This is a genomic window from Kitasatospora papulosa (genome assembly GCF_000717245.1).
GTDB lineage: Bacteria > Actinomycetota > Actinomycetes > Streptomycetales > Streptomycetaceae > Streptomyces > Streptomyces papulosus.
In genome coordinates, this window is sequence record NZ_JNYQ01000004.1 from 834,170 (window position 1) to 854,840 (window position 20,671).

At 71.2% G+C, this 20,671-nt stretch carries 21 protein-coding genes; 6 read left to right on the forward strand and 15 right to left on the reverse strand.

What is annotated here, in order from left to right; translation table 11 throughout:
• Window positions 1–18 precede the first annotated feature (18 nt).
• The 3 genes from IA22_RS0115000 to glmS are packed head-to-tail and all read right to left on the reverse strand — an operon-like array spanning window position 19 to window position 3,703.
• Window positions 19–1,470, reverse strand: a complete 1,452-nt coding sequence (locus IA22_RS0115000) for a bifunctional ADP-dependent NAD(P)H-hydrate dehydratase/NAD(P)H-hydrate epimerase (RefSeq protein WP_030123898.1) — start codon at window positions 1,468–1,470, stop codon at window positions 19–21.
• A gap of 4 nt (window positions 1,471–1,474) precedes the next feature.
• On the reverse strand, window positions 1,475–1,843 hold the full coding sequence (locus IA22_RS0115005) for a holo-ACP synthase (protein WP_014154565.1): 369 nt from the start codon (window positions 1,841–1,843) through the stop codon (window positions 1,475–1,477).
• A 12-nt stretch (window positions 1,844–1,855) separates the two neighbouring features.
• The gene (gene glmS / locus IA22_RS0115010) at window positions 1,856–3,703 is read right to left on the reverse strand and encodes a glutamine--fructose-6-phosphate transaminase (isomerizing) (protein WP_014154566.1); all 1,848 of its coding nucleotides are present in this window, start codon (window positions 3,701–3,703) and stop codon (window positions 1,856–1,858) included.
• 155 nt (window positions 3,704–3,858) lie between these two features.
• Here glmS and IA22_RS0115015 point away from each other — a divergent pair, with 155 nt between their 5' ends.
• The 4 genes from IA22_RS0115015 to IA22_RS0115030 all read left to right on the forward strand — a co-directional run bounded on the left by IA22_RS0115015 (window position 3,859) and on the right by IA22_RS0115030 (window position 8,089).
• On the forward strand, window positions 3,859–4,329 hold the full coding sequence (locus tag IA22_RS0115015) for an HIT family protein (RefSeq protein WP_015578379.1): 471 nt from the start codon (window positions 3,859–3,861) through the stop codon (window positions 4,327–4,329).
• Between the two features lie 118 nt (window positions 4,330–4,447).
• Window positions 4,448–5,440 (forward strand): type I pantothenate kinase, encoded by a 993-nt coding sequence (gene coaA / locus IA22_RS0115020; protein WP_014154568.1) that lies wholly within the window; start codon window positions 4,448–4,450, stop codon window positions 5,438–5,440.
• 18 nt (window positions 5,441–5,458) lie between these two features.
• Window positions 5,459–6,421: a DUF389 domain-containing protein gene (locus IA22_RS0115025; protein WP_015578378.1), complete on the forward strand. Its 963-nt coding sequence runs from the start codon at window positions 5,459–5,461 to the stop codon at window positions 6,419–6,421.
• Window positions 6,422–6,532: 111 nt separating this feature from the next.
• A complete protein-coding gene (locus IA22_RS0115030; protein WP_030123899.1) occupies window positions 6,533–8,089 on the forward strand; it encodes a PH domain-containing protein in 1,557 nt (518 codons plus the stop codon).
• Between the two features lie 30 nt (window positions 8,090–8,119).
• Here IA22_RS0115030 and glmM read toward each other — a convergent pair whose 3' ends face one another.
• From glmM to IA22_RS0115050, 4 genes are all read right to left on the reverse strand, one after another.
• Entirely contained in the window at window positions 8,120–9,478 is a 1,359-nt protein-coding gene (gene glmM, locus IA22_RS0115035; protein WP_014154571.1) for a phosphoglucosamine mutase, read from the reverse strand.
• Window positions 9,479–9,698: 220 nt separating this feature from the next.
• Window positions 9,699–10,226, reverse strand: coding sequence for a 30S ribosomal protein S9 (rpsI, locus tag IA22_RS0115040; protein WP_014154572.1), 528 nt, complete (start codon window positions 10,224–10,226; stop codon window positions 9,699–9,701).
• 45 nt (window positions 10,227–10,271) lie between these two features.
• Window positions 10,272–10,715 (reverse strand): 50S ribosomal protein L13, encoded by a 444-nt coding sequence (gene rplM, locus IA22_RS0115045; RefSeq protein ID WP_014154573.1) that lies wholly within the window; start codon window positions 10,713–10,715, stop codon window positions 10,272–10,274.
• A gap of 227 nt (window positions 10,716–10,942) precedes the next feature.
• Window positions 10,943–12,562, reverse strand: a complete 1,620-nt coding sequence (locus IA22_RS0115050; protein ID WP_030123900.1) for an ABC-F family ATP-binding cassette domain-containing protein — start codon at window positions 12,560–12,562, stop codon at window positions 10,943–10,945.
• A 67-nt stretch (window positions 12,563–12,629) separates the two neighbouring features.
• Here IA22_RS0115050 and IA22_RS0115055 point away from each other — a divergent pair, with 67 nt between their 5' ends.
• Both IA22_RS0115055 and IA22_RS0115060 read left to right on the forward strand, forming a co-directional pair.
• Window positions 12,630–13,481 carry a hypothetical protein gene (locus IA22_RS0115055; protein ID WP_030123901.1) on the forward strand — a complete coding sequence of 284 codons (852 nt, stop codon included), beginning with the start codon at window positions 12,630–12,632 and terminating at the stop codon, window positions 13,479–13,481.
• Between the two features lie 64 nt (window positions 13,482–13,545).
• Complete coding sequence (locus IA22_RS0115060) at window positions 13,546–15,435, forward strand: hypothetical protein (protein ID WP_030123902.1); 1,890 nt, start codon at window positions 13,546–13,548, stop codon at window positions 15,433–15,435.
• On the opposite strand, the gene truA is transcribed toward IA22_RS0115060, so the two are convergent.
• From truA to map, 8 genes are all read right to left on the reverse strand, one after another.
• Window positions 15,404–16,258 carry a tRNA pseudouridine(38-40) synthase TruA gene (gene truA, locus IA22_RS0115065; protein ID WP_014154577.1) on the reverse strand — a complete coding sequence of 285 codons (855 nt, stop codon included), beginning with the start codon at window positions 16,256–16,258 and terminating at the stop codon, window positions 15,404–15,406. The genes IA22_RS0115060 and truA overlap by 32 nt on opposite strands.
• A 78-nt stretch (window positions 16,259–16,336) precedes the next feature.
• Complete coding sequence (rplQ, locus tag IA22_RS0115070; protein WP_014154578.1) at window positions 16,337–16,843, reverse strand: 50S ribosomal protein L17; 507 nt, start codon at window positions 16,841–16,843, stop codon at window positions 16,337–16,339.
• Between the two features lie 142 nt (window positions 16,844–16,985).
• On the reverse strand, window positions 16,986–18,008 hold the full coding sequence (locus tag IA22_RS0115075; RefSeq protein ID WP_003966937.1) for a DNA-directed RNA polymerase subunit alpha: 1,023 nt from the start codon (window positions 18,006–18,008) through the stop codon (window positions 16,986–16,988).
• 136 nt (window positions 18,009–18,144) lie between these two features.
• Window positions 18,145–18,549: a 30S ribosomal protein S11 gene (gene rpsK, locus IA22_RS0115080; RefSeq protein WP_003956432.1), complete on the reverse strand. Its 405-nt coding sequence runs from the start codon at window positions 18,547–18,549 to the stop codon at window positions 18,145–18,147.
• A gap of 105 nt (window positions 18,550–18,654) precedes the next feature.
• Window positions 18,655–19,035 carry a 30S ribosomal protein S13 gene (gene rpsM, locus IA22_RS0115085; protein WP_014154579.1) on the reverse strand — a complete coding sequence of 127 codons (381 nt, stop codon included), beginning with the start codon at window positions 19,033–19,035 and terminating at the stop codon, window positions 18,655–18,657.
• A 197-nt stretch (window positions 19,036–19,232) separates the two neighbouring features.
• Window positions 19,233–19,346, reverse strand: a complete 114-nt coding sequence (gene rpmJ / locus IA22_RS0115090; RefSeq protein WP_003956441.1) for a 50S ribosomal protein L36 — start codon at window positions 19,344–19,346, stop codon at window positions 19,233–19,235.
• A gap of 60 nt (window positions 19,347–19,406) precedes the next feature.
• On the reverse strand, window positions 19,407–19,628 hold the full coding sequence (gene infA, locus IA22_RS0115095; RefSeq protein ID WP_003956442.1) for a translation initiation factor IF-1: 222 nt from the start codon (window positions 19,626–19,628) through the stop codon (window positions 19,407–19,409).
• 174 nt (window positions 19,629–19,802) lie between these two features.
• Window positions 19,803–20,639 carry a type I methionyl aminopeptidase gene (gene map, locus IA22_RS0115100; protein WP_014154580.1) on the reverse strand — a complete coding sequence of 279 codons (837 nt, stop codon included), beginning with the start codon at window positions 20,637–20,639 and terminating at the stop codon, window positions 19,803–19,805.
• Window positions 20,640–20,671: the final 32 nt, after the last annotated feature.

The window sequence follows — 20,671 nt, forward strand, 5'->3', positions numbered from 1 at the left end:
TCCGCTCTCCAGCGTGGATCAGGCGAGGACGTCCCGCCACGCCGCCGGTACGGCGTCCGCGACGTCGTGCGCGGCGACCGGCGCCCCGTCCGCCGCGCGGCGTGCCGCGAGTCCGTGCAGGTAGGCGCCGACGGAGGCGGCGTCGCGCGGTGCGAGGCCCGCGGCGAGCAGCGAGCCGGTCAGCCCGGACAGCACGTCGCCGCTGCCCGCCGTGGCCAGCCAGGACGTGCCGGTCGGGTTGACCCGCACGGGTGCGTCCCCGGGCTCCGCCACGAGCGTCGTCGAGCCCTTCAGGAGCACCGTGGCCCGGTAGCGGGCGGCCAGCTCCCGCACGGCGGCGAGCCGTCCCGCCTCGACCTCCTCGCGCCCGACGCCGAGCAGCGCGGCGGCCTCACCGGCGTGCGGGGTCAGGACGGTCGCGGCGGTCCTCGCGCGCACGGCCGCCGCGTCCATGAGCCGCAGCCCGTCCGCGTCGACCAGCACCGGGACGTCCGCGGCCAGGACGTCGGCCACGGCCTCCGCCGACGCCGAGGAGTCGCCGAGCCCCGGGCCTGCGACCCAGGCCTGGACCCGTCCGGCCTTCGACGGCGGGCCGGGGTGCACCAGCGTCTCCGGGAAGCGGGCGATGACCGCGTCGGCCCCGGGGCCCGCGTACCGCACGGCGCCCGCGCCCCCGCGGAGCGCGCCCGCGACCGCGAGCACGGCGGCTCCGGGGTAGCGCTCCGAGCCCGCGGCCACCCCGACGACCCCGCGGCGGTACTTGTCGCTCCCGGCGTCGGGCACGGGCAGCAGGGCGGCCACGTCGGCGTACTGGAGTGCCTCCAGGTCCGGCCGGTCCGGGAGCTCCTCCGCCAGGCCGATGTCGACGAGCCGGAGGGCACCCGCGTGTCCGGCGGCCGGGTCGACGAGCAGTCCCGGCTTGTACGTGCCGAAGGTGACGGTCGCGTCGGCGTGTACGGCCTCGCCGAGCACCTCGCCGGTGTCCGCCTCCACGCCGCTCGGCAGGTCGACGGCGAGCACCGGCACGTGGCCTGCGGTGACCGCGCGCACCAGCTCCGCCGCCTCGGGCCGCAGCCCGCCGCGGCCCCCGATCCCGGTGATGCCGTCGACGACGAGGTCGAGGGGGCCGAGAGCGCCGAGCGGCGGGCCGCCGAGCACCTGCCCGCCCGCGGCCAGCAGGGCGGCCACGGCCTGCCGGTGCACCTTGTCCGGCGAGGTGAGCAGGGCTCGGACACCGGCGCCGCGCCGGGCCAGCCGGGCTCCCGCGTAGAGGGTGTCCCCGCCGTTGTCACCGCTGCCCACGAGGAGCAGCACCCGGGAGCCGTACACCCTGCCGTTGCGCCGGAGCAGGTCGCAGCAGGCCACCGCGAGTCCGGCGGCGGCACGCTGCATCAGCGCCCCCTCCGGCAGCCGTTCCATGAGCGCCCGCTCGGCGGCCCGTACGGTCTTGACGCTGTAGGCATGTCGCATACGCTCAACCCTCCGCGATCACCACGGCCGACGCCACCCCCGCGTCGTGGCTGAGCGAGACGTGCCAGCTGCGTACGCCGAGCTCGGCCGCCCGTGCCGCGACGGTGCCGCGCACCTCCAGCCGGGGCCGGCCGCTCTCCTCGACGCAGACCTCGGCGTCGGTCCAGAGCAGTCCGCCCGGCGCGCCGAGCGCCTTGGCCAGGGCCTCCTTCGCGGCGAACCGGGCCGCCAGTGAGGCGGTTCCCCGCCGCTCCCCGCCCGGCAGCAGCAACTCGCGCTCCAGGAAGAGCCGATCGGCCAGCTGGGGCGTGCGCTCCAGCGCGGCGCCGAAGCGTTCGATCTCCGCCACATCGATCCCGACCCCAATGATCACGCGCTCACTCACTCACTCGACTGTCACGGACTTCGCCAGGTTGCGCGGCTGGTCCACCTCGTTGCCCCGCGCGGTCGCCAGCTCGCAGGCGAAGACCTGCAACGGCACCGTGGCGACCAGCGGCTGAAGCAGCGTAGGCGTAGCCGGGATCCTGATGAGGTGGTCGGCGTACGGGACGACCTCCTCGTCGCCCTCCTCCGCGATGACGACGGTACGGGCTCCGCGGGCCCTGATCTCCTGGATGTTGGAGACGATCTTGTCGTGCAGCACGGAGCGGCCCCGCGGTGACGGCACGATCACGACGACAGGGAGGCCCTCCTCGATCAGCGCGATGGGTCCGTGCTTGAGCTCGCCGGCGGCGAATCCCTCGGCGTGCATGTAGGCGAGCTCCTTGAGCTTCAACGCCCCTTCCATGGCCACCGGGTAGCCCACGTGCCGGCCCACGAAGAGCACGGTGTCGTGGGCGGCCAGGGAGCGGGCCAGCTCGCGTACGGGCTCCATGGTCCCGAGGACGCGTTCGACCGCGCCGGACATCTCGGAGAGCTGGCGTACGACGGTGCGGATCTCGTCGCCCCACTTGGTGCCGCGCACCTGCCCCAGGTAGAGCGCGACGAGGTAGCAGGCGACCAGCTGCGTCAGGAACGCCTTGGTGGAGGCCACGGCGACCTCGGGCCCGGCGTGCGTGTAGAGGACGGCGTCCGACTCCCTGGGGATGGTCGAGCCGTTGGTGTTGCAGATGGCGAGGACCTTCGCCCCCTGCTCACGCGCGTGCCGGACGGCCATCAGCGTGTCCATCGTCTCGCCCGACTGCGAGATGGCGACGACGAGCGTGCGCTGGTCCAGGATCGGGTCGCGGTAGCGGAACTCGCTGGCGAGCTCGGTCTCGCAGGGCAGCCTGGTCCAGTGCTCGATGGCGTACTTGGCGATCATCCCGGCGTGGAAGGCGGTACCGCAGGCGATGACGACGACCTTGTCGACCTCGCGGAGCACGGTCTGCGGAATGCGCACCTCGTCGAGGTGGAGGGTGCCCGAACCGTCGACCCGCCCGAGCAGCGTGTCGGCGACCGCCTTGGGCTGGTCGGCGATCTCCTTGAGCATGAAGGAGGCGTATCCGCCCTTCTCGGCGGCCGACGCGTCCCAGTCCACGTGGTACTCACGCACGTCGGCGGGCCGGCCGTCGAACCCGGTGACCGTCACCCCGTCCCGGCGCAGCTCGACCACCTGGTCCTGGCCCAGCTCGACCGCGTCCCGGGTGTGCGCGATGAAGGCGGCCACGTCCGAGGCGAGGAACATCTCGCCGTCCCCCACCCCCACCACCAGCGGCGAGTTCCGCCGGGCCCCCACCACCGCGTCGGGCTCGTCCGCGTGCACGGCGACCAGGGTGAACGCGCCCTCCAGCTGCCGGCACACCAGGCGCATGGCGTCCGCCAGATCACCGCCCGAGGAGTACGCCTCGGCGAGCAGATGGGCCACCACCTCGGTGTCGGTCTCGGAGGTCAGGTCGTGGCCTCGCCCGGCCAGCTCCTCGCGGAGCGACGCGAAGTTCTCGATGATCCCGTTGTGCACGACGGCGACCCGGCCGGCGTTGTCGAGATGCGGGTGGGCGTTGATGTCGGTGGGCCCGCCATGGGTGGCCCAACGGGTGTGCCCGATCCCGGCGTTCCCGGCCGGCAGCGGCCGGTCCTTGAGTTCCTTCTCCAGGTTGAGGAGCTTCCCGGCCTTCTTCGCGGAGGCCAGCCCCCCGTCCGCGAGCACGGCGACCCCGGCGGAGTCGTACCCCCGGTACTCCAGCCGCTTCAGCCCCGCGACGACGACGTCCTGCGCCGACTGCACCCCGACGTAACCCACGATTCCACACATATCGGCACCATAAGGCCGTACGGGGGCTGGGGACAGCAGGGGTGCGCCACGCGCGGGCCATGTCCGCCCGCCCTCTCCCGCCGCATCACCTTCGATGCGCAGACCCGAGCGAATGCCCGCAGCCGGGATCGCCCCCGAAGCTACGCTCTCGGTCCATGACGACTTCCGAGTGCTACACCTGCGGCATGGAGGCGGAGTTCGACGCGTTACCGCCCCGCGAACGCATCGCCCACGACCGGCACTGGCGGGTGGCCCACGCGACCGGCACCTCGCTGCCCGGCTGGCTGGTGCTGCTGCCGCGCCGCCACGTCACGGCCGTGCACGACCTCACGGACGCCGAGGCGGCCGTCCTGGGGACCTGGCAGGTCAGGCTCTCCAGGGCGCTGCGCGCGGTCACGGGCTGCGACAAGACGTACGTCGTCCAGTTCGCCGAGGCCGAGGGCTTCTCCCATGTGCACTTCCACATCGTGCCGCGCGACGGCGGTCTGGCACCGGAGCACCGGGGGCCGGGCGTCTTCGGGCTGCTGCGGGCCCCGGAGTCCGAGCGCGTGACGGCCGCCCGGGCGGACCGGACGGCCTTGGCGCTCCGTGCCGGGCTCGCCGAGCAGGCCGGCCGGCCGTCCTGACGGAGGAGCCGCAGTCGGCCCACCGCCCGGCCCGGCAGGACCGGGCGGCCCCGCCCGGCCTCCCCCACGTGACCGACCCCACCCCCCACTCCGTTCGAACCCCCGCAACAATGAACACGTGATCACCTCGTCCGCACGGAGCCCCCGCCGCACCGAGCACGCGCCGACGCCCTACGTCGACCTGACCCGGGCCGAGTGGAGCGCCCTGCGTGACAAGACGCCGCTGCCGCTCACCGCCGAGGAGGTCGAGAAGCTGAGAGGCCTCGGCGACGTCATCGACCTCGACGAGGTCCGGGACGTCTACCTGCCGCTCTCACGGCTCCTCAACCTCTACGTCCAGAAGACCTCCGGCCTGCGGGGTGCCCTGAACACCTTCCTCGGCGACGCGGGCAACGGGCACGGCGAGCAGCGCGGCACCCCCTTCGTCATAGGGGTCGCCGGCAGTGTCGCCGTCGGCAAGTCCACCACCGCCCGCATCCTCCAGGCGCTGCTGGCACGGTGGCCGGAGCACCCCCGGGTGGAGCTGGTGACGACCGACGGGTTCCTGCTGCCGATGAAGGAGCTCGAAGCACGCGGCCTGATGTCGCGGAAGGGGTTCCCCGAGTCGTACGACCGGCGGGCGCTGACCCGGTTCGTCGCCGACATCAAGGCCGGCAAGGACGAGGTGACGGCCCCCGTCTACTCGCACCTGATCTACGACATCGTGCCGGGCGAGCGGCTGACCGTGCGCCGTCCCGACATCCTGATCGTCGAGGGGCTGAACGTGCTGCAGCCCGCCCTGCCCGGCAAGGACGGCCGGACCAGGGTCGGGCTCGCGGACTACTTCGACTTCAGCGTGTACGTCGACGCGCGCGCCGAGGACATCGAGACCTGGTACCTCCACCGTTTCCGCCGGCTGCGTGAGACGGCGTTCCAGAACCCGTTCTCGTACTTCCGCAAGTACACCCAGGTCTCCGAGGAGGAGGCGCTGGACTACGCCCGGACGATGTGGCGGACCATCAACAAACCCAATCTGCTGGAGAACGTGGCGCCGACGCGCGGCCGTGCCACTCTGGTGCTGCGCAAGGGGCCGGACCACAAGGTCCAGCGCCTGTCACTGCGCAAGCTCTGACTCCGGAAAGGGTGCGCCGTGCTGCATCTGCGCCTCATCGTGCCCGCCGACCGCACCGACGAGGTGGTGGCGCTGGTGGAGCGGACCGTGGGCACCGCCCATCTCGTGGTGTTCACGGGTGCCGCGCGGAACCCCGCGGGTGACGTGGTCATGTGCGACGTGGCGCGCGAGGCGGGCGACGAACTGATCGGCGCGCTGCGGGACCTGGGCATCGACAGCACCGGCTCGATCACCGTCGAGAACATGGACCTCACGCTCTCCCGGCACGCCGAGGAGGCCGAACGGGCCGCGCCCGGCGAAGGCGCGGACGCGGTGCTCTGGGAAGAGCTGAGCGAGGTGACCCACGAGGAGTCGACGTTCAGCGTCACCTATGTGGCCTTCCTCGCCCTCGCGACGATGCTCGCCGCCTGCGGGGTGATGCTGGACAACGCGGTCCTGATCGTGGGCGCCATGGCGGTGGGCCCGGAGTTCGGCCCGCTGGCCGGTATCTCGACGGCGCTGGTGCAGCGGGCTCCCCGGCTGGTGGCCCGCTCGCTGTGGGCGCTGGTCGGCGGCTTCGTGGTGGCGATGGCGCTCACGGCGGGCTTCGCCTGGCTGCTGGACGCGCTCGGCCTGTTCACCGAGGACATGGTCACGGCGGAACGGCCCAACACCGGCTTCATCTGGCACCCGGACTGGATGTCGTTCGTGGTGGCGCTGCTGGCGGGCATCGCGGGGACGCTCTCGCTGACCTCGGCGAAGTCGGGTGCGCTGATCGGTGTGGCGATCTCGGTGACCACGGTGCCGGCGGCCGCCAACGCCGCGGTCGCGTTCAGCTATCAGGATCTACCGCAGACCTGGGGGTCGTCGGTCCAGCTGATGGCCAACCTGGGCGGGATCGTGCTCGCGGGGACGCTGACGCTGCTGGTGCAGCGGGTGGTGTGGAGCATGCGGCGCCGGACCGTGCCGGCCGTCCGGCGGGCGCCGGGCGTCCCCAGGTGACCGCGTGACCGCGGCCCCGTCGCGGGGGTGACGAACCGGCAGCTTCACGGGCGTGGAGACTGCCGCACCCGGCACAGGCGGGAGCGGCCCCGCCGATGACACGATCCCGGCATGACCGACACCCCGGATCTGACCTTGAACCCCAGGAACAGGCGCGCCCTGTGGTGCTCCGTCGCCCTCGGAGCGGCCGGGACCGCCCTGGCCGCGGTGCGCGTGGCGTACGGGGCCGGGTTCCCGGACCCGGCGGCGGCTGTGGGCCTGCTGCTCACGGTGCTGGGTCTCGTCTGCCTGTACGCCGCGTCCGCCCGGGTGAGCGCCGACGCCCGCGGTCTGCGCTCCCGGACGCTGCTGCGCCGCCGGGACGTGCCGTGGTCCGACGTCGCGGACCTGCGCACGTACGTCCAGTACGGGCGTAACCAGGAGATCCACCGTGTCAGCGTGCTGCTGCGCGACGGGCGCACCCGGCGGCTTCCCCTGCCGATCAGCGCGTCCTCCGGCGACCGCGCGGCCTTCGACGCGAAGCTGGACGCGCTCCGCGCGCTGCACCGCCGTCACGGATCCCCGGAGTCGAGCCATGCCCCCGTCCTCACGTACCGCACCGCCGGACGCGGCTCGGCCGTGTCGTGGATCCTGTGCGTGCTGCTGCTGGCGGGCGCGGGCCTGGCGGCGTGGTTCGTACCGGTGGCGACCTCGGAGGAACGGGCGTGGGCGGCCTCCGTCCCCTGCGCAGCCGGCACGCCCTCCTCGGAGCGCGGCGAGTGCCGGAGCAGCACGAGCGCGGTGATCGCGGAGTCCGAGGTCGGCGAGGGGAAGCGGAACAGCTGGCTGCTCTTCGCCGACGGCCGCCCCCTGGAGCGCCTCGGGGTCTCCAAGGAGGGTGCCCGGGGATTCCACCCCGGGGACCGCGTCGAGCTGACGCTGTGGCGGGGGCAGGTACGGGAGGTCACCGGGGAGCACCACGAGTGGCGCGAGCACTTCACCGGCGGCGGAGACGTGGCCGTGATCGCGGCGGGCTGCGCCCTCGCCGCGGGCTACCCCGGGGCCCGGATCCTGCTGCGCGGAAGAGGAGGCCGCCGGCTGTCGGACGACGAGGTGGTCCCCTCCGCCCTGCCGTTCGCGGCCGCCCTCGCCGGTACGGCCGTGTGGCTGCTGCCGCTGTGCTACCTGCACCCCACGGACCCGCTCGGCTCCCCCGTGACCCTCGTATGGGCGGCCTCGGGCACGGCCGCCTCGCTGGGCATGTTCGCCTGGGCCTGGCACACCACCCGCGTGCGTACACCGGGCGACGCGGCGGATCCTGGGGACGAGACCTCCCCGGGGGCGGCGGAACGGTTCCTGGCCGCCCGCTTCCTCGATCACACCGACTACAACCCGAACGGCTTCGGCACCCACGTGGTCCTGGGGGGCGGTCCGCCCGCGGTGACCCCCCATCCCGGTCCGGGCAGGTTCGCGGCCAGACGGATCCCGGTGGAGCGGCTCACCGTCACGCACGTACGGCGCGTCCGGGGCAGCGACGGCGACGCCGTCCGCAGGGACTGGCACGTCGCCGAGCTCGACGACGCGGGCACACCGGTCCGCCTCGCCGCCGCGCCGGACGACCTGACCCGCATCATCCGTGAGCTGGAGCGGAGCCGCGGGCCCCAGGACGCCGAACGGGCCCGGCCATGAGGCCGGACCCGTACGGGAGCTGACGGCAGATCAGCCGAGGGCGGACTTGACCACGTCGGCCAGCTGCCCGGCCACGGCGCGTGCCTGCTCCAGGTCGGCGGCCTCGACCATGACCCGCACGAGCGGCTCGGTACCCGACTTGCGCAGGAGCACGCGCCCGGTGTCGCCCAGCTCGTGCTCGGCACGGGCCACCGCGGTGGCCACCTCGGGCGAGGTGTCCACGCGCGACTTGTCGACGTCCGGCACGTTGACCAGGACCTGCGGGAGGCGCTGCATGACACCGGCCAGGTCGGCGAGCGTACGTCCGGTGGCGGCGACCCTGGCCGCGAGCATCAGTCCGGTCAGCGTGCCGTCACCCGTCGTGGCGTGGTCCAGGACGATGACGTGGCCGGACTGCTCGCCGCCCAGCGCGAAGCCTTCGGCCTTCATCGACTCCAGGACGTAACGGTCGCCGACGGCGGTCTGGACGAGCTGGATGCCCTCCCGCTCCATCGCCGCCTTGAAGCCGAGGTTCGACATGACCGTGCCGACGACGGTGTCCTTGCGCAGGTGGCCGGCCTCGCGCATGGCGACGGCGAGCACGGCCAGGATCTGGTCGCCGTCGATCTCCTCGCCGTTCGCGTCCACGGCCAGGCAGCGGTCCGCGTCCCCGTCGTGCGCGATGCCCAGGTCGGCGCGGTGCTCGACGACGGCGGCGCGCAGCAGGTCGAGGTGGGTGGACCCGCAGCCGTCGTTGATGTTCAGGCCGTCCGGCTCCGCACCGATGGTGACGACCTCGGCCCCGGCCCGGGCGAACGCCTCGGGCGAGACACGGGCGGCGGCGCCGTGCGCCTCGTCGAGAACGACCTTCAGCCCGTCGAGCCGGTTGGGCAGGACCGCGATGAGATGCGCGACGTAGCGGTCGAAGCCCTCGGTGTAGTCGGTGACGCGCCCCACGCCGGAGCCGGTCGGGCGCTCCCAGGGCTCACCGGTGCGGTGCTGCTCGTAGACCGACTCGATCCGGTCCTCCAGCTCGTCGGCGAGCTTGTGCCCACCGCGGGCGAAGAACTTGATGCCGTTGTCCGGCATGGCGTTGTGACTGGCGGAGAGCATGACACCGATGTCGGCGCCGAGCGAGCCGGTGAGGTACGCGACGGCCGGAGTGGGCAGCACGCCGACGCGCAGCACGTCCACGCCGGCGCTGGCCAGGCCCGCCACGACGGCGGCCTCCAGGAACTCTCCGGACGCGCGCGGGTCACGGCCCACCACGGCGGTCGGCCGGTGCCCCTCGAAGGTGCCCGCCTCGGCCAGTACGTGTGCCGCCGCGACCGAGAGGCCGAGCGCGAGCTCGGCTGTCAGGTCCGCGTTGGCGACACCGCGTACGCCGTCCGTACCGAAGAGTCGTCCCACTGGTGTCCTCCGAAGGTGCTCCGAAACCGCAAAACCAAAGTAAACAAAACAGGGCATAGCCAGGCAAGGCACAGCAAAGAAGGGCGCGCCTGCGGCTGCCGGCCCGATCAGCATGTAAACGTCTTAAGCCGTTATACGCCCGCGAGGGCTGATAAACGAACGCCCCAGCGGCACGATGGGTGCCGCCGGGGCGAACGTGTAAAGCAGTGGAGCAGGCGATTTAGCGCTTGCTGTACTGCGGGGCCTTACGGGCCTTCTTGAGACCGGCCTTCTTGCGCTCGACCGCACGGTCGTCGCGGGAGAGGAAGCCGGCCTTCTTCAGCGTGGCGCGGTTGTTGTCCACGTCCGCCTCGTTCAGCGCACGGGCCACGCCGAGGCGCAGGGCACCGGCCTGACCGGAGACGCCGCCACCCGAGATGCGGGCGATGACGTCGTAGCGGCCGTCGAGCTCGAGCACCTTGAAGGGCTCGTTGACTTCCTGCTGGTGCACCTTGTTGGGGAAGTAGTCCTCAAGGGTGCGACCGTTGATCTTCCACTTGCCGGTGCCCGGGACGATCCGGACACGGGCGATGGCGTTCTTGCGACGGCCCAGGCCGGCGGCGGGCTGCGGGTCACCGAAGCGGCCCGCGAGGGACTCGCTGGTGTACTCGCCCTCGACGGGGACCTCGGACTCGAAGGTGGTCACCTCGGCGAAGGTCTCTTCGCCCTCGGTGCCCTCGACGGGCGTCTCAACAGTGGTCTCGGCCACGATTCTCCTCAGATCTTTCTTTACGTCTTAGGGGGGAGGCCGGAACTACTGCGCGACCTGGGTGATCTCGTACGGGACCGGCTGCTGCGCAGCGTGCGGGTGCTGGTCGCCCGCGTAGACCTTCAGCTTCGAGATCATCTGGCGACCCAGGGTGTTCTTGGGGATCATGCCCTTGATGGCCTTCTCGACAGCCTTCTCCGGGTTCTTGGAGAGCAGCTCGTCGTAGCGCACCGAACGGAGACCGCCCGGGAAGCCCGAGTGGCGGTACGCCATCTTCTGGGTCTTCTTGTTGCCGGAGAGGTGGACCTTCTCGGCGTTGATGATGATGACGAAGTCGCCCATGTCCATGTGGGGGGCGTAGATCGCCTTGTGCTTGCCGCGGAGGAGGTTCGCGGCCGTGGTCGCCAGACGGCCGAGGACGATGTCCTCAGCGTCGATGATGTGCCACTGGCGAGTGACATCGCCGGGCTTGGGGCTGTACGTACGCACTTCGTAGCCTTCGCTTCTTCAGTGGATGAGGTCCAGACACATGGCACCCCTGAAGCGATCATGCAGCTGGGGCACACAATGCCGGGGACGTTGCCCGTATGCGAGCCACTGGTAACTGCTCCAGAGAACCTACGCAGGGGCTCTTCGCGTGAGAACGAACGAGCCCGTGCGCATAACAACGTCCGACAGTACCCGCCCCGCCCGGGACGGGTCAAAACGCGCCGGTCCTACCGCTTCCGCTCGACCCTGCGCTCGTCCCAGACCGGCTCCGCGGTCTCCCGGACCACGCCGTCGGAGCCGAAGACCAGGTAACGGTCGAAGGACTTCGCGAACCAGCGGTCGTGGGTGACGGCCATGACCGTCCCGTCGTACACCTCGAGCCCGTCCTGAAGGGCCTCGGCGGACTCCAGGTCCAGGTTGTCGGTCGGCTCGTCCAGCAGCAGCGCGGTCGTGCCGGCCAGCTCCAGGAGCAGGATCTGGAAGCGCGCCTGCTGCCCGCCGGACAGCCTCTCGAAGGCCTGGTCCCCCTGGCGCTCCAGCTCGTAGCGCCGCAGCACCGACATCGCGCCGCCGCGGTCCTTGGCGTGCTCCGTCCACAGGATCTCGACGAGCGTCTTCCCGAGCAGCTCCGGGTGGGCGTGCGTCTGGGCGAAGTGACCGGCCACGACACGCGCCCCGAGCTTCCACTCGCCGGTGTGCTCCACCAGCTCGCCCGCCAGCAGCCGCAGGAAGTGCGACTTGCCCGACCCGTTGGAGCCGAGCACGGCGACCCGCTCCCCGTAGTAGATCTCCAGGTCGAAGGGCTTCATCAGCCCGGTCAGCTCCAGGCCCGTGCACGTCACCGCCCGCACCCCGGTCCGCCCGCCGCGCAGGCGCATCCTGATGTCCTGCTCGCGGGGCGGCTCCGGCGGCGGGCCGGCCTCCTCGAACTTCTTGAAGCGGGTCTGCATCGCGTGGTAGCGGTTCGCCATGTCGGGGCTGTTCGCCGCCTGCTGCCGCATCCGCAGGACGAGGGCCTTCAGCCGGGCGTGCTCCTCCTCCCAGCGCCGCAGGAGTTCCTCGAAGCGCGCGAAGCGTTCCTTGCGGGCCTGGTGGTACGTGCCGAACCCACCGCCGTGCACCCAGACGTCCGAGCCGGCCGGGCTGGGCTCCACGCTCACGATCTTCTCGGCGGCCCGAGAGAGCAGTTCCCGGTCGTGGGAGACGAAGAGCACCGTCTTGCGGGTCTCCTTGAGCTTCTCCTCCAGCCACCGCTTGCCGGGGACGTCCAGATAGTTGTCCGGCTCGTCCAGGAGCAGCACCTCGTCGGGCCCGCGGAGCAGCGCCTCCAGCACCAGCCGCTTCTGCTCACCCCCGCTGAGCGTGCGCACCTCGCGCCACTGCGCCTTCTCGTACGGCACGCCGAGTGCGGCCATGGTGCAGATGTCCCACAGCGTCTCGGCCTCGTAGCCGCGTGCCTCGGCCCAGTCGCTCAGCGCCTGCGCGTACGCCATCTGCGCGGCCTCGTCATCGACGGTGAGAATGCGCTCCTCGGCCGCGTCGACGGCCTTCGCCGCCTCCCTGATCCGGGGCTGGGCCACGGACACCAGCAGGTCGCGGACGGTCCGCTCGTCCCGCACCGAGCCCACGAACTGGGCCATCACGCCCAGGCCGCCGCTCACCGAGACCGAGCCGCCGTGCGGCTGGATCTCCCCGGCGAGGAGCCTCAGCAGTGTCGTCTTGCCCGCGCCGTTCGCCCCGACGAGGGCGACGACGGCACCGTCGGCCACCCGGAACGAAGCGTCGCCGAGCAGCACCCGTCCGTCCGGTAGGTAGTACTCCAGGTGGCCCGCTTCGAGATGTCCCATGCACAGCATTGTCACGGCAGCCGAACCGTTGGCCCAACCGGATTACGCTCGGTCTAGGATTCGCCGCATGAGCTTTGGGCAAGGGGGGCCCTCCTGGGGGCCGGGAGACAGCCGGACTCCGGACTGGGCGGCACTGGCGGAGGCCTCCGCTGCACGCGGCAGGCGCAGGAAGTGGCTCTTCATCGGCGGGGGCGCCCTGGCCACCGCCGCGGTCGCCGCGATCGTGGCCACCGCCGTGATCACCACGGACGGCGGCGGCGGCGCCTCGGGCCCGCAGAAGAACGCGAGCGAGCTGCCGGCCCCCGCCGACCTGCCCTCGGAGTCCGCGCCGGGTCCCTCCTTCTCCTCGGTCGCACCGCCGCCCCCGCCGGACCCGAAGGACTACATAGCCGACGAGAAGAAGGACACGTCGCCGGTCACCGTGGACGCCTTCTTCCCCGGCAGGAAACTGACCATGGGCGACCGCGTCTACGCCAAGGGCGCGACGACGCGTACGACGGGCTGCGCGACGGTGACCCAGGGCGCCCTCGGCCCGATCCTCGAAAACAACGGCTGCGACCAGGTGATCCGCGCCACGTACAGCAAGGACGGCATCGCGGTCACCGTCGGACTCGCCGTCTTCGGTACCGAGGCCCAGGCGAAGAAGGCCGCCCAGCAGGCGTCCGGCGGCATCGCCTCCCTCAGCGGCTCGGGGGTCCCCACCTTCTGCCGCGGCGGAGCGGTCTGCCGGCGCACCGCCAACTCCTACGGTCGTTACGCCTACTTCACCGTCGGCGGCCACATCAGCGGGAAGAACGTGACCACGGCGGACAAGGCCGTGTACGCGGTCGGCGACGACCTGACCGACTTCGCCTTCCGCCAGATCCGGCACCGCGGCGAGGTCCAGGCCTCGGCCGCCGCCGGGGCACCGGTCACCTGACCGTCCCCGCGCCTCCCCCCACGCACCAGCCCCGTCCCCTCCCCTCGACCGAGGACCCGCCGCCGTGCGTCTGACCACGCTCTTCACCATCCCGCGCGTCCTGCGCCACAGCGACGCCGTAGGCGCCGACCTGCCCCCGGACGACGCCGTGGTCCTCGACGCCCCCGACCCCTCGCTGCGGGCCGCTCTCGCCGCCGCCTCCTCGGGGGACCACACCCCGGCCGCCGAGCTGCTCGCGGGCACCAGGGAGCACGCCCAGTGGGAACGCAGGGACACCTGCGTCTCCCGCCTCGCACGGGCCTCGCTGCATCACCCGGGCTGGCTGGAGAGCTGGCTGGAGGAGTCCCCGGAGGACCCCGACGCCGTCCTGGTCAAGGCCGACCAGTACGTCTGCCAGGCCTGGCAGATACGGACCGGTGCCCGCGCCAGGCACGTCGAGGCCGATCAGTTCCGGGCGTTCCACGCGGTGCTGCGGGACTCGGTGCCGGTGATCTCCACCGCCGCCGAGCTCAACCCCGACGATCCGGTCCCGTGGCGCATCGCACTGACCCAGGCCAGGGGCATCCAGGCACCGCGCGAGGTCTTCGACGGCTACCTGTCCGAGGCGAACGCACGCGACCCGCACCACGAGGGCTGTCACGTACAGGCTCTCCAGTACCTCTGCGCCAAGTGGTACGGCTCCCACGAGGAGATGTTCGCGTTCGCCGAGCGCGCGGCCGAGCAGGCCCCTCCCGGCTCCCGGCTCCACGCGCTGCCGCTCCAGGCCGTCGTGGAGTACCTGATCGCCGACGAGGAGACGTCCGGCCCCGGCCCGTACACCGCGCGCACCGAGGCGGCGGTGACCCGCGCGCAGGCGTTGTCGGACAGCTACGCCCCGGGGGACCGGGAGGCCGCCGGCTTCCGCAACCACCTGGCCCTCGTCCTGTGGTCGCTGAACCGCTACGAGGAGGCCCTCGACGCCTTCCGCAGCATCGGGGTGCACGCCACCACCTTCCCGTGGACCTACTTCGGCGAGGCCCGTGAGGAGTTCCTGGAGGCCCGCTCCGACACCCGCGTAGAGCTGGCGATGAAGATCCCCTTCTTCCGCGCCTCCCCCGGCCCCCCGGCCTCCGGGACACCCGACTGGGAGCGCGAACTGGCGCCGCGGTCGCTGGCCATCGCCTCCACCGGCCCCACCGAGGTGGCCCAGGCCGCCCTGATCTGCGGGCACAGCCTGCGGACGGCACCGGCCGGCAGCCACCACACGTACGTCGAGATCGTCCCGGACCCGGTGCGGGGCAAGCGCGCGGCCCTGCTCCCCGAGGATCCGCTCACCTCGGCGGCCGACAACTTCACCACCGCCGAGGACTGGCCGGCGCTGGTCCTGCACCGCACCCCGGAACGCAGCAGCTTCACGCTCGTGCACCGGGGCAGGAAGGTGACGGACCACGCCTGGGAGACCGCGGCCCCCGCGACCGACCACGCGGAGGCGACGAGGACGGCCGCCGCGCTCGCCCGCTCCTACGGGCTGTCCGACCCGCGCCCGGTGGCCCACATCCTGCGGGCCACCGGCGACCCCGCCCGTCACCAGCGCGAACTCGTCGCCGCCCTGGGCCTCCCCCCGCTGCCCTCCGGCTACGGCGGCGAGCAGGAGATCCTCGCGGAACTGCCCGGCGCCCGGGTGCTGGCCAGGCGGGGCTTCCTCGCGGGCATGCGGGACACCATGACCACGAAGGACGGCGTCCACCCGGAGACCCCGCCCCAGGACGAACCGCACCCGGTGCGCTGGTGGGTGCTGCGGACCGCCGCCCTGCTGTTCTTCACCGCGGCGGCGGTCTACGCGTGGTGGACCCCGGACATCGGCTGGTTCCGCTCCACCGTGTCCAGCGTCCTGTCCCTGTACTTCGCGGCGAAGCTGGTCCGCGCCCTGCGCCGCCGCCCGGTCAGCAGCAGCCCGCCCCCGGCAGCGTCCTGACGTTCCGCGCCTCCTGGGCACGCGCGGCCAGCAGGCCGTCGGCCGGGTAGGCCACTTCCTCCAGGGTCAGTCCGTGCGGCCGCACCACGTGCACCGCAGGGTCCCGCACCTTCGCCGCCAGCACCTCGGCCGGCCACCCGGCCGGGCGGCGCCCGTCCCCGACGAACAGGGCCGCGCCGATCAGCGCCCGCACCATGTTGTGGCAGAACGCGTCGGCCTGCACGGTCGCCGTCAGTACACCCGACTCCGCGTCCCGCACCCAGTGCAGCCTCTGCAGCGTGCGGATGGTCGTGGCACCCTCACGCTTCTTGCAGTACGCCGCGAAGTCGTGCTCCCCCGTCATCAGGGCGGCCGCCTCGTTCATCGCGTCCAGATCGAGCGGACGGTCGTGCCACAGCACATGGCCCCGGGTCAGCGGGTCCACACCGCCCGGCCGGTCCCCCACCCGGTACGCGTAACGCCGCCACAGCGCCGAGAAGCGCGCGTTGAACCCTGCCGGGGCCTCGGCGGCCCGCCAGATCCGCACGTCCAGCGGCAGGCGCCCCGCCATCCGCCGCAGCAGCTTCTCCTCGTGCTCGGCCCACACCTCCGCCGGCAGGTCGACGTGCGCCACCTGCCCGCGCGCGTGCACCCCCGCGTCGGTCCGCCCGGCGACCGTCAGGTCGTAGGTCACCGACGACCGCGTCACGGTCCGCAGCGCGTCCTCGATCTCGCCCTGCACGGTGCGCCTGCTGGTCTGCTTCGCCCAGCCGGAGAAATCCTTGCCGTCATAGGAAAGGTCCAGCCGTACCCGTACGAATCCGGGCTCTGCCTCGTCACTCACCCGAAGATCCTCTCAAAACCGGACGGGCCCGCACCGCCCCGAAGGGAGATGCGGGCCCGTACCTGGGTCTCAGAACGCTCAGGCGTCCTTGGACTCCTCGGCGGCGGCGTCGGCCGGCTTGGCGTCCTCGACGGTCTCGGCCGGAGCCTCGTCCTTCTTGAGGGCGTCTTCCTTGACGGCGCGCTTGGTGGCGGCCTCGGCCTCACCGGTGGCCTGCTGGGCCACGGTCAGCGCCTCGACCAGCTCGATGACGGCCATCGGGGCGTTGTCGCCACGACGGTTGCCGATCTTGGTGATGCGGGTGTAACCACCGGGGCGGTTCTCGTACCGCGGGGCGATCTCGGTGAAGAGCGTGTGCACGATGCTCTTGTCCGTGATCGACTGCAGCACCAGGCGACGGTTGTGGATGTCGCCCTTCTTGGCCTTGGTGATGAAACGCTCGGCGACCGGACGCAGGCGGCGGGCCTTGGCCTCGGTCGTGGTGATGCGGCCGTGCTCGAACAGCGACTTCGCGAGGTTGATGAGAAGAAGCTTCTCGTGCGCAGCGCTGCCGCCCAGACGGGCACCCTTGGCGGGCTGAGGCATGGTTTTTCTCCTTGTGTGCTGCACCGGCCGTATCAGGTACCGGTGTCAGTTCCCGCGAGGCGGCCGCCCCGCGGAAGTCTTGAACGGTCCGCGACCGGCCCAGGGGCTCCGCGTCAGCGGGCGCCCCTGGCCGGGAAGCGGATCAGTACTGCTCGGTCTCCACGAAACCGGCGTCCGCGTCGTCGTCGGCGCCGAAGGCGTCGGCGGCGGCGGTCGGGTCGAAGCCGGGAGGCGAGTCCTTCAGCGCCAGGCCCATACCGGCCAGCTTCGCCTTGACCTCGTCGATCGACTTCGCACCGAAGTTGCGGATGTCGAGCAGGTCCGCCTCGGAGCGGGCCACGAGCTCACCCACGGAGTGGATGCCCTCGCGCTTGAGGCAGTTGTACGAACGGACCGTGAGCTCGAGCTCCTCGATCGGCAGCGCCAGATCGGCGGCGAGCGCGGCGTCCGTCGGGGACGGGCCCATGTCGATGCCCTCGGCGTCGATGTTGAGCTCGCGCGCCAGACCGAACAGCTCGACCAGGGTCTTACCGGCCGACGCCATGGCGTCACGGGGACGCATGGCCTGCTTGGTCTCGACGTCGACGATCAGCTTGTCGAAGTCGGTGCGCTGCTCGACACGGGTCGCCTCGACCTTGTACGTGACCTTGAGCACCGGGGAGTAGATGGAGTCGACCGGAATCCGGCCGATCTCCTGGCCCACCTGCTTGTTCTGGACGGCGGAGACGTAGCCGCGACCGCGCTCGACGGTCAGCTCCATCTCCAGCTTGCCCTTGCCGTTCAGCGTGGCCAGGACCAGGTCCGGGTTGTGGACCTCGACACCGGCCGGCGGGGCGATGTCAGCAGCGGTGACCAGGCCGGGACCCTGCTTGCGTAGGTACATCACGACCGGCTCGTCGTGCTCCGAGGAGACGACCAGCTGCTTGATGTTGAGGATGAGGTCGGTCACGTCCTCCTTGACGCCCGGCACGGTGGTGAACTCGTGCAGGACACCGTCGATCCGGATGCTGGTGACAGCGGCACCGGGGATCGAGGAGAGGAGCGTGCGGCGCAGGGAGTTGCCGAGGGTGTAACCGAAGCCCGGCTCCAGCGGCTCGATCACGAACCGGGAGCGGAACTCGTCGACGACCTCTTCGGTCAGCGACGGACGCTGAGCGATAAGCATGTGGTGATCCTTCAGTCGTGGGCACCCACTATTTGATGCCCGACAGATGAAACAAGGGTACGGGCGGCACGCCCCCGAAGGGACATACCGCCCGGACCCACGCTACTGCCGCACGGCCGTCACCGGCCGTTGCGGATCAGACGCGGCGACGCTTCGGCGGACGGCAGCCGTTGTGCGGCGTCGGGGTGACGTCCTGGATCGAACCGACCTCGAGGCCCGTGGCCTGGAGGGAGCGGATCGCGGTCTCACGGCCGGAGCCGGGACCCTTGACGAAGACGTCGACCTTGCGCATGCCGTGCTCCTGCGCGCGGCGGGCGGCCGACTCGGCGGCCATCTGCGCGGCGAAGGGGGTGGACTTGCGCGAGCCCTTGAAGCCGACGTGGCCGGCGGAGGCCCAGGAGATCACGTTGCCCGAGGGGTCCGTGATCGAGACGATGGTGTTGTTGAACGTGCTCTTGATGTGCGCGTGGCCGTGAGCGACGTTCTTCTTTTCCTTGCGACGCACCTTCTTGGCTGCGCCCTGACGACCCTTGGGGGGCATGTCTTGACTCCAGATGGAGAGGGGAGGTGATCGGTCCTACAGCGAAGACCGCTGGTTTCCGCGAACGTCCGGTGGCCCGGACACCCGCAGTACGTCCGCTGAGGACTACTTCTTGCCCGGCTTCTTCTTACCGGCGATGGCGCGACGCGGGCCCTTACGGGTACGCGCGTTGGTGCTGGTGCGCTGGCCGTGGACGGGCAGGCCACGACGGTGGCGGATGCCCTGGTAGCAGCCGATCTCGATCTTGCGGCGGATGTCGCCCTGGATCTCGCGGCGAAGGTCACCCTCGGTGCGGAGGTTGGCGTCCACGTACTCGCGGATCTTGACCAGGTCCTCTTCGGCCAGGTCACGAACGCGGGTGTTGGGGTTCACGCCGGCGGCGGCGAGGATCTCCTTGGACCGGGTGCGCCCGATACCGAAGACGTAGGTGAGGGCAACCTCCACGCGCTTTTCGCGCGGGATGTCAACACCTGAAACGCGTGCCATTCAATGGCTCCAGTTGTTATTTCGGGGGTCTTCCGCAGTGCCACTCCCGAACGCCGACCCCGCCCGCATGGGAAGAGGTGGTACGCCCGGGTCCCCGGCCCCCGCCGGAGGTGTCGTCAGCCGAAGCTTGGACGGGCACTGCGTATGTACGTTTACGTGCGTCGCGCGAAGAACTGCGAGATGCAGGTGGTCGTGCGTCAGCCCTGGCGCTGCTTGTGGCGCAGGTTGTCGCAGATGACCATGACCCGGCCGTGACGGCGGATCACCTTGCACTTGTCGCAGATCTTCTTGACGCTCGGCTTGACCTTCATGGGATGTCAGGTTCTCCGGGTCAGTGCCCTCACCACGCCGAAGCGGGATGGCGGCAAGATCTACTTGTAGCGGTAGACGATCCGGCCACGCGTCAGGTCGTACGGGGAGAGCTCCACGACGACCCGGTCATCCGGGAGAATACGGATGTAGTGCATCCGCATCTTGCCGCTGATGTGCGCGAGGACTTTGTGACCGTTCTGGAGTTCCACCTTGAACATGGCGTTCGGGAGGGACTCGATCACGGTGCCCTCAATTTCGATGGCACCTTGCTTCTTGGCCACGCTTCGCCTTTCGAATCGGCTACCTTGATCGACTCACGTCATCGCATGTAGACACAGGGATGCACGAGAGCCGACGAGTCAGTCTACGTCAGCGGACCCCAAAAGACGAATCCGTCAAGTTTGCCCACTCACCCTGATCCTTAGACACGGATCAGCCGGACAGTCTCGCGGGCGTCAGCCCAGCGGGTCCGGTGCCACCTCGATGCCGTACGGGGCGAGCCTCGCCCGGCCGCAGTCCGGGGCGGTCAGGACCAGGGGTCCCTGCTCGGTGAGGGCGATCGAGTGCTCCCAGTGCGAGGACCAGCTGCCGTCGGTGGTGAGCACCGTCCACTCGTCCGCGAGGACCTTCGTCTGCGCGGTGCCCAGCGACACCATCGGCTCGATGGCCAGGCACACGCCCGGGACGAGCTTGATGCCCTTGCCGCGCTTGCGCGAGACGTAGTTCAGCAGGTGCGGGTCCATGTGCATCTCGGTGCCGATGCCGTGGCCGCCGTAGTCCTCGATGATCCCGTACTTGCCGGTCGCCGGGCGGGGCTGGCGGCGGATGTAGGACTCGATGGCCTTCGAGATGTCGACGAGCCGGTTGTTCACCTTCATCGCCGCGATACCGGCCCACATGGACTCCTCGGTCACCCGGGAGAGCTCGACGAGCTCCGGAGCGTGACCGGTGCCCACGAAGGCGGTGTACGCGGCGTCGCCGTGCCAGCCGTCGATGATCGCGCCCGCGTCGATCGAGATGATGTCGCCGTCCTTGAGGACGGTCTTCTCGTCCGGGATGCCGTGCACCACGACGTCGTTGACCGAGGTGCAGATGGTCGCGGGGAACCCGCCGTAGCCGAGGAAGTTCGACTTCGCTCCGTGGTCGGCGATCACCTTGCGCGCGACCTCGTCGAGGTCCTTCGTGGTGGCGCCGGGAACGGCCGCCTCGCGGGTGGCGGCGTGAATGGCAGCGACCACCAGGCCCGCCTCGCGCATCTTCGCGATCTGCTCGGGGGTCTTGATCTGCACCATCGCTGGGCGCCTCTCTGCGTACGAAGGGGAAC